Below are 11,337 nucleotides of genomic sequence, written 5' to 3' on the forward strand. Positions count from 1 at the left end.
GGTTCACGGTCAGCTACACCGTCCAGGGCGAGCAGCACAAAGCGAACCTCCGCTGCCCCTGGGTCATGGACGAGGTCCGGGAGGGCCGGGAGCTGATTGTCTACGTCGACCGGGCGAACCCGGAATCCATCGCCACCGAGGACGGCTACGCGACGCCGGTCTGGACCTCTGCTCCCGGCGGCCTCGCTGTCCTGGCGCTGCTCGGCGTCTTCGTGGCCGTCGTCGAGGGCCTGCGGTCCGTCCGCCGCGGACGGCGTGCGGAGCCACGAGACACTCGCTGATGACCGGTGGGCCCGGCCGGGTATGCGGGGCCCGTGGCGGGGCATCGGCACATCATGAGCGTACGAATCGGGACGTCGGGGTGGAGTTACGCGCACTGGGACGGCGTCCTCTACCCGCCGGGCACGCCGGCGCGGGACCGCCTCGCGCACTACGTGCGACGGTTCGACACGGTCGAGCTCAACGCGAGCTTCTACCGCTGGCCCGCGCCGGCGACCTTCGCCGGTTGGCGGCGGCGTCTACCGGACGGGTTCGAGCTGACCGTCAAGGCTCCCCGGGGCCTGACGCACGCCAAGAAGCTCTACGCGCCCGAGGAGTGGATCCAGCGGATCACCGCCGGCCTGCACGAGCTCGCCGACAGACGTGGCGTTCTCCTCGTACAGCTGGGACCGAACCAGCGGCGCGACGACGACCGGCTGGCGTACTTCCTCGACCGGCTGCCGGGCTGGGTCCACACGACCGTCGAGTTCCGGCATCCGAGCTGGCACCACGACGCCGTGTTCGACCTGCTGGACCGCCGCCAGGTGGCGTACTGCGTGATGAGCGGGGCCCGGTTGCCGTGCGTGCTGCGGGCCACCGCCCCCTTCGTCTACCTGCGCATGCACGGGCCGGACGCCGATCACTTGTATGCCGGGTCGTACCCGGACGACAACCTGGCCTGGTGGGCCGACCGGATCCGTGAGTGGACCGGTCAGCGCAGGCAGGTCTACGTCTACTTCAACAACGACGGCGAGGGCAACGCCGTGCGCGACGCCGAGACCCTGCGTCGCCTGCTCGCTTGAGCGCCGCCGCGGGGCGTGGCGCCCGGTGGTCAGTCGACGACGGACAGGGCCTGGCTCGGGCAGACCAGGGCGGCATCGCGGGCGGCCTCGACCAGGTCACCGGAGGGATTCTCGTCGAGAACGATGACGGTTCCGTCCTCCGGGTCCTGGTCGAACAGCGCCGGCTCGGTCAGCACGCACTGCCCGGCTCCCACGCAACGACGCGGATCAGCGATGACCCTCATCACGAACCTCCGTCACCAGGTGACCGGCATGTGGTAGACGCCGTAGATGGCGGCGTCGGACTTGAACGGCAGTTCCTCGACCGGCGTGGCCAGCCGCAGCGCGGGCACTCGCCGCAGCAGCGTGTCGAAGACGATCTGCAGCTCGGCGCGGGCCAGGTTCTGCCCGAGGCACTGGTGCGGGCCGAACCCGAAAGCCACGTGGTGCCGGGCCGGTCGGCCGATGTCGAACGCGTCCGGCTCGTCGAACGCCTCCGGGTCCCGGTTGGCGGCCTGCCCGAGGGTCAGCACGCCCTCGCCGGCCCGGATGGTCACCCCGCCCACCTCGGTGTCCGCGACGCAGAGCCGGGCCACCACGGTGTCCACGATCGTGAAATAGCGCAGCATCTCCTCGACCGCACCCAGCGTCCGGGCCGGATCGGCACGCAGCGCGTCCATCTGCGCGGGGTTGCCGAGCAGTGCCAGCGTGCCCAGCGAGATCATGTTGGCCGTGGTCTCGTGTCCCGCGACCAGCAGCAGGAAGCCCAGGCTCACCAGGGAACGACGATCGTAGTCCCCGCCGGCTCGGCTCTTGCGGATCTGCCGGCCCAGCAGGTCGTCCGGCGGAGCGTCCTCCTTGCCGGCGATCAACTCGTCGAGGTAGTCACGGATCCGGCCGAAGGCGGCCCGCCGCTCGTCCTGCGGCGTCTCCCGCTTGATCATGGCGGCCGTGTTGACCTGGAAAAAATCATGATCCGTGTACGGCACGCCGAGCATCTCGCAGATCACCATGGACGGCACCGGCAGGGACAGCTCCTCGACGAGGTCGGCCGGCCGCGGTCCGGCCAGCATGGCGTCGAGCCGTTCGTCGACGATCTGCTGCATCCGCGGGCGCAGCGCGGCGATCTGCCGGACGGTGAACTCGCCGAGCACCGCCCGGCGCGCCGGCCCGTGCTCCGGTGGATCCATCGTCAGCATGCTCGGGGCCGAGTCGTCCCGCGGAAGCGGCTGGCCGGCCGGCGCGAGGTTCGGGAAGTCGGCGTGCGTCCGGTCGGCACTGAAGCTCGGATCGTTGAGTACCTGACGGACATGCTCGTGTCTGGTGACGACCCAGCTCTCCCGGCCGTCGGGCAGGCGGATCCGGGTGACCGGATCTTTCTCCCGAAGCTGTCCGTATTCTTCCGGCGGCGCATACGGACAGTGCCGTACCAGGGGAAATTGCAGCATGGCGGTACTCCTTGTCGGAGAAATCCGGCTTGTCCCCGAACCTACCCACCGGCCGGAGGGTCGTCCACCGCGATGGTGGCCGCCCCCGCGGGGCCACCGGGCCTGATGTGCCGCAATGCCCAAAAAATAGTTATCGATCAATCCCTCGCCGGTCGCCGCGCGGTCCCCCTCCGGCGTCGCGGTCCGGGTATCCGCGCCCTACGCTGCCCGCATGGCCGTCATCGATCTCGGACGGGTCGGACCCGCAGGTGACAACTCGGTGGGCGCATCCCGGCCCGGCCCGCTCCGCCGGTCGCCGCGGCGCCGGTGGCTGGTGACGGTCGTCGCGGTGTGCTGCGGGCTCGCGGTGACCGGCTCGGCGCGCCCCGACCCGCGGGGCCTGACCCCGCTCTGGGACGTCCCGTTCACCCTGGACGCCAACTCCTACCAGCTCGTCGGCGACGGCATCGTCGTGCTCGACCGGCCCACCGGCCGGCTCACCGCCCACGACGCCCGCACCGGCGCGGTGCGCTGGTCGGCACAGGCCGACGACGCCGACGGGCTCGCCGGCGCCCGGGACGGTGTGCTGCTGATCCGGGCCGGGGTCACCGTGACCAACAAGGTCGTGCCGGAGGGCTCCCCGTTCGCCCGGGAGTTCACCCGGAACACCACTGCCGTCGACGCGGCGACCGGCCGGACGCTCTGGCGGCAACCCGGCGAGACCGTCACGGTCGTCGACGACCACGCCCTGCTGCTGGAGTGGGACGAGAACGGCGAGCGGGCCCGGCGGATCCGGCTGGTGCGCCTGCGCGACGGCGGCACGATCTGGTCGCGGGACGGCGGCGGCGCGGCCTCCCTGGCGATCGACATGACCTCCGGCGTACGGGCTGGGCGCGTGCTGGCCGTCACCGTGCGGGGCCGGGCCAAGGTGATCGCCATGACCGACGGCTCCGTGGTCACGAGCGGAACGCTGCCCCGGCCCGGAGTGGCGCGCAGCGAGGACTCCTTCTCCGTCACCCTGCACGGCGGCCAGCTCTACCAGGACCGGACGGTACGGGGCCGGACCACGATCACCGCCTACGAGATCGACACGCTGCGGCAGCTGTGGAGCCTCGAGCAGCCGTCGGGCGGCTCGTTCGGCTGCGGGCCGGTGGTGTGCGTCAGCGACGGGGAGTCGATCTCCGGCCACGACCGGGCGACCGGCGCGCGGCTGTGGCGGCTCTCCGCGGTTGCCGGCGTCTACCCCCTGACCGGCGGCCTGCTGCTGACCGAACAGGAGAACGGCGCCCGGCACACCGTGCTGGAGGCGACCACCGGGCGCCGCCTCGGGGAACTGGGTCGCGGCCTGCCGGTGTGGGACTCGCGGGGCCACCTGACGTACCTGATCGCGGGAACGCGGCAGCCGCCCGGACGGACCTCGGTCAGCAGCGTCGACCCGGCGTCCGCCGAGGTAGTGCTGCGCGGCACCGTCGCCTCGGCACAGAGCTGCCGCACCGAGGGTGACCTGCTGATCTGCGTCACCGAGGACAACCGCCTCGCCGTCACGGACCTCGGCTGACGACCGGCGCTAGTACCCGAACTTGCGCCGGGCACTGCGCCGGTTCACCCGGGCCGGCCACTCGTCCGCCGGGTCGCGCCGGGGCCGCCGCTCGCCCGGCTCACGGTCCTGGGGGAAATCCCGCACGGTCAGCACCAACCCCTGGACCAGGCGGTCCTCGCGCAGATCCCGGTACGTGATCTCGACCAGCACCGGAGTGCCGTCGGCACGCACCAGCGAACAGCACACCGCGCCGTCGCCGGAGCCACGGAAGGCCTGACGCAACCGGTCACGGTCGTCCGGCTGCACCAGATCGCCCAGTGTGGCCAGCGGCGGCAGGGCGTCGACGCCGAGCAGCCGGCGCAGCGAGGAACTGGCGAACCGGATGCGCTGGTCCTCGTCGATCACCGCCGTCATGTCCACGCTGTTCCCGATCACCGCGCGGAGATAGACGTCGCTGTCGTCGCGGCCGACCGCCTCCATCAGGCAGATCCGATCCAGCGCGAGCGCAGCCTGACCGGCCAGCACCTCGAGGGTGTCGCGGCTGACGGCGAGAGCGTCTCGGCGCCCCACCAGGATGAGGGCTCCGCCACGGGGCCGGGCGACGGCGAGCGGTTCCAGCCAGAGCGGGCAGACCAGTGTCGCGTGGTCGTTTTCCGCCTGCTCGATCCACCAGCTGCGGTGCGGCGAGCCGGCCGCGGGGCCGGGCACCGCTGCCGCCGCGAGCTCATCGTCGTCGATGGCAAGGATGGCGCTGCGGATGGCCTCCGGCCGTATGAGCTGGGCGATCGCGGCCCGGACGGCCTCGTCGACGGCACGTGGGTCGGCGGCGGCGACCAGCGCGGCGCTCGCCTGCCGTAAGGCGCGCTCCCGCGTCAAGGCCTGCACGTTCAAGATCACCGCGTCGGTCAGCCGGGTGATGGTCAAAAGAAGCGTGAGCGCACCGGCCACGGCGATCACCACGCCGTCGTCGACGGTGCCGTCGACCGCCTCGATCAGCAGCACGATCGGCGGGGTGGCGACCGAGACGCCCAGCAGCGTCGCCCAGCGGCCGAGCCACGGGCGCGGGCGCGGTGTCGCGGGCCGGGTGAGCCTGGCCATCGACGGGTGCAGCGCGGCGGCGCCCCACGCGAGGTAGAGCACCACGAAGCCGGACTCGCTCAGCCGGTTCGGCCACAGCGGCTGCACGATGTCACTGCACAGCACACCTGCCGCGCCGATGACCAGCAGCACGGCCGCAGGGTTGCGGCCCGCGGCGACCAGCAGCCGGATGACGACCGCGAGGAGCAGCACGGCTCCGATGACGTACGCCGCGGACACGCCACCGATCCGGCCCGCGTCACCGATGACGAACACCCACACCACCAGCATCGCCGAGCACGCGAAGGCGAGCAGGTCGATGAGCCGTGCCCGGTCGACGAGAATCGCGCCGGCCCGGGTCAGCTGGAGCAGACTGCAGGCGACCAGAACGAACATGGCGTAGAAGCCTGCATCGGCCACGCCGGGCCGGTGCAATGCGGTGGAGACGTCGCCGACGGTGCTCGCCACGACGGCACCGGCGAGCAGCAGCCAGGGGCCGGGCCGGGCGGGCCGGTGGCGACGGACGCCATGGACGACGGCGGCCGCGCTGCCGATTCCCAGCACGAACCATCCGATGGCACTCAGCACGCCCCACTTGTACCAGCGGCGTTGCCGTGTGTACATACCGGTCAACCGAGCGCGACGACCGCGCAGCACGATGCTGCCCGGCGGACTGCCCGTCGCCCGGGGGTTGGCCGCTGCGGTCGTCCTCTCGCAGCCTGACTAGCGTGAGTGGCATGGACCGAGATCTCACCGCGGTACGTGACCTGGTCGCCGGCCTCGCCGAACAGGCCGGACGGCTTCAGCTCGAACGGCGCGACACCCTGCGGGTCGGCGCGCCCAAGGCGCACGTCAACGACGTGGTCTCCGACGTCGACATCGCCAGCGAGCGCCTCATCGTCACGGCGATCCTCGCGGCCTGGCCCGACGACGCGGTGCAGGCCGAGGAGGGCAACGGCCGCGCGGGGACCAGCGGGTGGACCTGGGTCGTCGACCCGCTCGACGGCACCCGCAACTACATCAGCCGGACCGGGCCGTGGTCGGTGTGCATCGCGCTCTACCACGACGAACGCGCCCGGCTGGCCGTCGTGCACGAGCCCGTCGCCGGCGAGACGTTCAGTGCGATCGACGGCGGCGGCGCGTTCCTGAACGGTGCACGGCTCCCGGTGCCGGCCGGGACGTCCCTGGACCGGGCGCTGGTCGGTGTCAGCTTCCAGCCGAACCCGAAGACCAAGGAGCGCGCCGCGCGGGTGATCCGCGACCTGCTCCCGGTGACCGGTGACATCCGGCGGCTCCCGGCCGCGCTCAACCTGGTCTACCAGGCCGCCGGGCGCCTCGACGGCGGCGTGGCCCTCGACACGTTCCTGTGGGACATCGCGGCGGGCGCGCTCATCGCCCGGGAGGCGGGCGTGATCCTCGGCGGGCACGGCGCGGAGTTCACCACCGAGCTGACCGTCGGGGCAGCTCCGGCACTCTGGGACACCCTGGCCGAACGGGTCCGCGCGAGCGCGTGAGACGACGGGAGCTAGCCCGCGAGCTCCGTCGCGACCCGGGCGTCGAGCTCGCGGGTCGCCGCGTCCATCGCCGGGATGCCGTCGCGGGCGGCGGCCCGCAGACTCTCCGGGAAGATCGACCCCGGGTCGTCCGCGCCGTCCTCGGGCATCTGATAGCGCAACTCCGGCGACAGGTGCACGATGATCGGCGAGATCAGCGCGGGCAGGTCACCGGGGTCCGCCGCCGACGTGCCGGTCGGGATCCACTTGCAGTGCACCCAGGCATAAACGGTCTGCGCGTCGGGTGAGCTTCCCATCGGCCGGCCCTCGCAGAGCGGACGCCAACCGGCTTCCTGGGTCACTTCCCGGACGAATCCGGCGTCCTTCTCCAGCGCCCGCACGGCGCGATCGGTGGCGGCCGCCGACTCCGGGGAGTTGATCACCGGCTCCTCATCGGTCGCCACATACACCGCGCCGCCCGCCGCGATCACGACCGCTGCCAGCACAGCCCACCGGTTCCGGTTCATGCCGCCGACCCTAACGGTCCGTCTCAAGGGGACAGATCTGTTAGACAGACCGGATGCGCCGACGCCTTCTCCCCCCTCGCCGGCGCCCTGGCCGTCGACATGCTCGGCAGCGGCCTGCTCCTGCCCATCTCGCTGCTCTACTTCACCGACGTCGCCGGCCTCCCGCTGGGCACTATCGGTCTGCTGCTGAGCGCCGCCGCGATCGTCTCGCTGCCGGTGCCGCTGCTCGTCGGGCACGTCGCGGACCGCTACCGCCCCACCGACCGGGTCATCCTGGCCCAGCTCATGCAGGGGGTGGCGTTCGCCGCCTACGGCTGGGCCCGCACCCCGCTCACCGTCTTCCTGGTCGCCGCGGTGGCCGCCGGTCTACCTCGTCGACGCGCTGCCCGCTCCGCACTGGCTGATCGGCCCGTTGCTGACCGCCAACATGATCCTGCTCGCGTCCGGCCAGGCCCTCGCGGTCCGCCTGGTCCGCCCGCTGTCGCGCGCCCGGGGCCTGGCGCTGGCCGGCGTGCTCTGGGTGGCCTGGGCGCTGGTCTACGCCGCCGCGCTCCGCGTCCCGGCCGCCGCACTCGTGCCGTACCTGCTGCTCGGCATGATCTTCTACGCGGCCGCCGACCTGATCCACGCGCCGCTCTCCAACGCGCTGTCCGCCGCGGCCGCCCCACCCGCCCAGCGCGGCCGCTATCTCGCGGTCTACCAGTACAGTTTCGCCTTCGCCAACATCCTCGCGCCCACGTTCTTCACCGCACTGCACGCGCGCGGCCCGGCCGTCCCCTGGCTCGCCCTCGCCGCCCTGGCCGCGGTCGCCACCACCGCGATCTGGTCCCTGAACGACCCCCTCAAGGCCCGCGAGAAAATCAAGATCTAACCCCGTTTCGGTACGCATACGGAGCGCCCGTCCGCAGGCGACACGCCACGTCCCGTGGCAGCCTCGCGCGGCACTGCGGCCCGCTCCCGACCGTGGCGCGCCTCACCGCCGCCCGGGTGGAGAGGTACCTGCGCGATATCCAGCGGAAACAGTTCACGTTTAGCGTTGCCTGGAGTCGAGCTACACCGGCGCCCACGGCCGGCATTCGTGGAGTCCGAAATGCCATGGAAGGGTGTCATGAATCTTCTCCTGCTGACGGACAACCAAGGCGATGTGCTGCCTGCCCTGGACCTGCTGCCGTACGCCGTCCAGGTCTCCCCTCGAGACAGCTGGGCCCAGGCGATCAAGGACCCGCAACTGGCCGCGGTCCTGGTCGACGCGTCCGGGCAGCTGACACAGGCCCGCAGCGCCTGCCGGGCCCTGCGCGCGAACGGCCTGAGCATCCCGCTGATCGCCCTGGTCCGCGACGCCGGCCTGGCCGCCATCGGCGCCGACTGGTGCATCGACGACTTCGTCCTGACCACCGCCGGCCCGGCCGAGGTCGCGGCCCGGCTGAACATGGTGGTGGACCGGCGCGGCCTGGAGAACACCGCGAGCGACGACACGATCCGCGTCGGCGACCTGACCATCGACTCGCACAGCTACACGACCCGGCTGCGCGGCGAGGCCCTGTCCCTGACCTACAAGGAGTTCGAGCTGCTGAAGTTCCTCGCCCAGCAGCCCGGCCGGGTGTTCAGCCGCGACCAGCTGCTGCGCGAGGTCTGGGGCTACGACTACTTCGGCGGCACCCGCACCGTCGACGTCCACGTCCGACGCCTGCGCGCCAAGCTGGGCCCGCGCTGCGAGACGATGATCGGCACGGTCCGCCAGGTCGGCTACAAGTTCGTCCCCCCGGCCACACCCGGCAGCCTCCGCGACACCGCCCAGTCCATCTTCGACGACGCCATGACCGCCCCCGAGCCCGCCCGGGACCAGTCGCTGATCACGTCGTAGGCCGCGCGGACCGATGACGGGCCGGTCGCGCGGTGATTCGGCGGCCTCAGCGAGGCAGGTGTGGCCGCGGTCAGTTCGCCGGGAAGTCGGCGAGCTCGTTCACCGCGGCCACCAGCGTCGCGTCCATGCCGGCGTCGACCAGCAGGGCATGCACGGCCGCCCCGGGCCCGGGTGGTCAATGACCGATCAGGCGGTCGGCGAGGTCGGAGCGGCGATACAGCACCGCGCGGCCGTGCCGGGCGCTGACCAGCAGGCCGCCGGCCCGCAGCGCCCGCAGGTGCTGGTTGACCGCGCTCGGCGTCACCCCGAGCCGGGCCGCCAGCTCGCTCGACGACGCCGGCGTCGCCAGCTGCACCAGCAGGCCGGCCCGATGCGCGCCGAGCAACCCCGCGAGCGCTCCCGGCGCCGGCAGCGGCTGTGGCTCCCACAACGTGCCCAGCCCCCGCGCCAGATAGATGATCATCGGGGGTTCGTCGGGGTGGATCGGGGTGGCGGCGCTACTGGTCCACATCGACGGGACCAGGGTCAGCCCGTCGGCGGCGGGCCGGGTGTACTCGAGCCGGCTCCGGGGGTGGATCTCGACCGTGTCACCGGTGAGCCGGACCCGGCCGGCCAGCCCGGCCAGCATCGCCGCCAGGCCGTGCTGGGCGATCTCCCGGCCGCGGAACGTGACGTCACCCTCGAGCAGGGCCCGCATCCGCGGCCAGTGCGGGGCGAAGCACAGCTCCCAATATCCGGTGAGCGCCGCGACGATCCGGTCGAGCACGCCGGGGCCGCGCAGTGGCACGGGCAGCTCCCCCGGCCCCCGCAGCAGGCGCAGATCACGGTCGACGATCCCGGGCGATGTGCCGCGGATCGCCGCCAGCTCGTCCTCCAGCCGGGTCAGCGGTGACCACGGCCGCGGGGTGAGGAAGTCCGGCGTCCACAGATCGTCGTTGACCAGCGCGAACAGCAGCTCGGCGTCGAGCCGGTCGCGGACCCGGCGCATCTCGCGCACCCACGGCAGCTGCAGCGGGTAGCGCCCCGGATCCCGCCAGGCGTGCAACGACAGCACCAGCTCGTTGAGCGGCGAGATCGCGAACCGCACCCCGCCCAAGTCCTGCCCGACCAGCTGATAACGCACGACCATGAAGCAGAACGCTACATCGTTCGCGGGCCGGCACCCCCGCCTGCGAGAACCAACGGGTGACAATCACAGGCCACAGCCCGGTCGAACGCGTCCTCACCCTCTCCATCGCGGCCTCCTCCCTGGCCAAAGGGGTGTTGTTCGGCGTCAGCGCGCTGTTCTTCACCACCGTCATCGGGCTCTCCCCGGCCACCGTCGGGATCGGCCTGACCGTCGCCGGCGCGGCCGGGATGGTGGCCGCGTTCAGCGCCGGGCACCTGTCCGACCGGTTCGGCGCGCGACGGATCCTGGCCGTGGCGACGGTCGTGCAGGGTGTGGCGCTCGCCGGGTACTGCTCCGCATCGTCCGCGCTCGGCTTCACGCTGATCGCCTGCGTCGCGGTCGGTGCGCAGGGCGCGCAACGCACCGCGCAGGCGACCCTGCTCGCGCTGCACTTCACCGGCCCGGACCGGGTCACCGTCCGGGCACGCCTGCGGGTGGTCACCAACGTCTTCGTCGGCGCCGGATCCGCGGCGGCCACCGTCGCGCTCGCCACCGGCACGCCGGCCGGGTATCTGGTCGCGATGCTCGCGGCGTCCGCGCTGGTCCTGGCGTCGGCCGCGCCGCTGCGCCACCTTCCGGCCGGGCCTGTCGACGCGGCGATGAGCGATCCGGAACGGTCTGCGGCGACTCCGGGCCGTTCACCGTTGCGTGATTTCCGGTACGTCGGGATCGCCGCTCTCTACGGCGTGCTGACCATCCAGTTCGGGCTGCTCACCGTCGGGATGCCACTGTGGGTCACCCTGCACACCAGCGCCCCGGCCACCACCGTCGCGCTGCTGCTCGTGCTGAACACGGTCCTGGTCGCGCTCTGCCAGGTGCCCGCGGCCCGGCTGGTGACCGGTGTGCGCGCGGCCGGCCGTACCGTGATGGGGTCTTCGCTCTTCCTGGTCCTGACCTGTCTTCTCTATGCCGCGGCGGGCCCGGTGCCCGCGCTGGCCGCGGTGACCCTGCTGGTCCTCGCGGTCCTGGCCGCGAGCGCCGCCGAAGTGCTCTCCGAGGCAGGCGAGTGGTCGCTCGCGTTCGACCTGGCCGACCCGCGCAGCGCCGGCGCGTATCAGGGGGTGAGCCAGACCGGTTTCGCGGCCGGCACCATGCTCGCGCCCGCGGTCGTCACCGGCACCGCGGTCTCGCACGGCACCCCCGGCTGGCTCCTACTGGCCGCCCTGTTCCTCACCGCCGGCACCGCCACCCACCACCTGGC

Annotated in this window: 12 protein-coding genes; 7 read left to right on the top strand and 5 right to left on the bottom strand. The window is 72.4% G+C overall.

Annotated features, from left to right (window positions below; genetic code table 11):
• The first annotated feature begins 65 nt into the window (after nucleotides 1–65).
• Entirely contained in the window at nucleotides 66–281 is a 216-nt protein-coding gene (locus tag ADL15_RS03330) for a hypothetical protein (protein ID WP_067685023.1), read from the top strand.
• A 54-nt stretch (nucleotides 282–335) separates the two neighbouring features.
• Nucleotides 336–1,061 carry a DUF72 domain-containing protein gene (locus ADL15_RS03335; RefSeq protein ID WP_067685045.1) on the top strand — a complete coding sequence of 242 codons (726 nt, stop codon included), beginning with the start codon at nucleotides 336–338 and terminating at the stop codon, nucleotides 1,059–1,061.
• A 29-nt stretch (nucleotides 1,062–1,090) separates the two neighbouring features.
• Here the strand turns inward: ADL15_RS03335 and ADL15_RS03340 are convergent, their stop codons facing one another.
• Entirely contained in the window at nucleotides 1,091–1,285 is a 195-nt protein-coding gene (locus ADL15_RS03340) for a ferredoxin (protein ID WP_067685025.1), read from the bottom strand.
• 12 nt (nucleotides 1,286–1,297) lie between these two features.
• Complete coding sequence (locus tag ADL15_RS03345; protein ID WP_067685027.1) at nucleotides 1,298–2,488, bottom strand: cytochrome P450; 1,191 nt, start codon at nucleotides 2,486–2,488, stop codon at nucleotides 1,298–1,300.
• A 211-nt stretch (nucleotides 2,489–2,699) separates the two neighbouring features.
• Between ADL15_RS03345 and ADL15_RS03350 the strand changes: the two genes are divergently transcribed.
• Entirely contained in the window at nucleotides 2,700–4,025 is a 1,326-nt protein-coding gene (locus ADL15_RS03350; RefSeq protein ID WP_067685029.1) for an outer membrane protein assembly factor BamB family protein, read from the top strand.
• A 9-nt stretch (nucleotides 4,026–4,034) separates the two neighbouring features.
• Here the strand turns inward: ADL15_RS03350 and ADL15_RS03355 are convergent, their stop codons facing one another.
• A complete protein-coding gene (locus ADL15_RS03355; protein ID WP_067685031.1) occupies nucleotides 4,035–5,708 on the bottom strand; it encodes a PAS domain-containing protein in 1,674 nt (557 codons plus the stop codon).
• Nucleotides 5,709–5,821: 113 nt separating this feature from the next.
• On the opposite strand from ADL15_RS03355, the gene ADL15_RS03360 reads away from it, so the two are divergent.
• On the top strand, nucleotides 5,822–6,598 hold the full coding sequence (locus ADL15_RS03360) for an inositol monophosphatase family protein (RefSeq protein WP_067685033.1): 777 nt from the start codon (nucleotides 5,822–5,824) through the stop codon (nucleotides 6,596–6,598).
• A gap of 11 nt (nucleotides 6,599–6,609) precedes the next feature.
• On the opposite strand, the gene ADL15_RS03365 is transcribed toward ADL15_RS03360, so the two are convergent.
• Complete coding sequence (locus ADL15_RS03365; protein ID WP_067685036.1) at nucleotides 6,610–7,104, bottom strand: hypothetical protein; 495 nt, start codon at nucleotides 7,102–7,104, stop codon at nucleotides 6,610–6,612.
• Between the two features lie 403 nt (nucleotides 7,105–7,507).
• Between ADL15_RS03365 and ADL15_RS03370 the strand changes: the two genes are divergently transcribed.
• Nucleotides 7,508–7,975: a hypothetical protein gene (locus tag ADL15_RS03370; protein WP_338025511.1), complete on the top strand. Its 468-nt coding sequence runs from the start codon at nucleotides 7,508–7,510 to the stop codon at nucleotides 7,973–7,975.
• 237 nt (nucleotides 7,976–8,212) lie between these two features.
• A complete protein-coding gene (locus ADL15_RS03375) occupies nucleotides 8,213–8,968 on the top strand; it encodes a response regulator transcription factor (RefSeq protein ID WP_067685040.1) in 756 nt (251 codons plus the stop codon).
• Between the two features lie 175 nt (nucleotides 8,969–9,143).
• On the opposite strand, the gene ADL15_RS03380 is transcribed toward ADL15_RS03375, so the two are convergent.
• Nucleotides 9,144–10,097, bottom strand: coding sequence for an ArsR/SmtB family transcription factor (locus ADL15_RS03380; RefSeq protein ID WP_067685042.1), 954 nt, complete (start codon nucleotides 10,095–10,097; stop codon nucleotides 9,144–9,146).
• Between the two features lie 56 nt (nucleotides 10,098–10,153).
• On the opposite strand from ADL15_RS03380, the gene ADL15_RS03385 reads away from it, so the two are divergent.
• Nucleotides 10,154–11,337 (top strand): MFS transporter (locus ADL15_RS03385; RefSeq protein ID WP_232343875.1); only part of this gene is annotated, 1,184 nt, incomplete at its 3' end.

Origin of the sequence: Actinoplanes awajinensis subsp. mycoplanecinus, assembly GCF_001509495.1 — a bacterium.
Classification (GTDB): Bacteria; Actinomycetota; Actinomycetes; order Mycobacteriales; family Micromonosporaceae; genus Actinoplanes; species Actinoplanes palleronii.

Excerpts from the sequence above, each read along its gene's own strand:
- ADL15_RS03330 (WP_067685023.1), top strand. The coding sequence starts at position 66 with ATGGACGAGGTCCGGGAGGGCCGGGAGCTGATTGTCTACGTCGACCGG.
- ADL15_RS03335 (WP_067685045.1), top strand. The coding sequence starts at position 336 with ATGAGCGTACGAATCGGGACGTCGGGGTGGAGTTACGCGCACTGGGAC.
- ADL15_RS03340 (WP_067685025.1), bottom strand. The coding sequence starts at position 1,285 with ATGAGGGTCATCGCTGATCCGCGTCGTTGCGTGGGAGCCGGGCAGTGC.
- ADL15_RS03345 (WP_067685027.1), bottom strand. The coding sequence starts at position 2,488 with ATGCTGCAATTTCCCCTGGTACGGCACTGTCCGTATGCGCCGCCGGAA.
- ADL15_RS03350 (WP_067685029.1), top strand. The coding sequence starts at position 2,700 with ATGGCCGTCATCGATCTCGGACGGGTCGGACCCGCAGGTGACAACTCG.
- ADL15_RS03355 (WP_067685031.1), bottom strand. The coding sequence starts at position 5,708 with ATGTACACACGGCAACGCCGCTGGTACAAGTGGGGCGTGCTGAGTGCC.
- ADL15_RS03360 (WP_067685033.1), top strand. The coding sequence starts at position 5,822 with ATGGACCGAGATCTCACCGCGGTACGTGACCTGGTCGCCGGCCTCGCC.
- ADL15_RS03365 (WP_067685036.1), bottom strand. The coding sequence starts at position 7,104 with ATGAACCGGAACCGGTGGGCTGTGCTGGCAGCGGTCGTGATCGCGGCG.
- ADL15_RS03375 (WP_067685040.1), top strand. The coding sequence starts at position 8,213 with ATGAATCTTCTCCTGCTGACGGACAACCAAGGCGATGTGCTGCCTGCC.
- ADL15_RS03380 (WP_067685042.1), bottom strand. The coding sequence starts at position 10,097 with ATGGTCGTGCGTTATCAGCTGGTCGGGCAGGACTTGGGCGGGGTGCGG.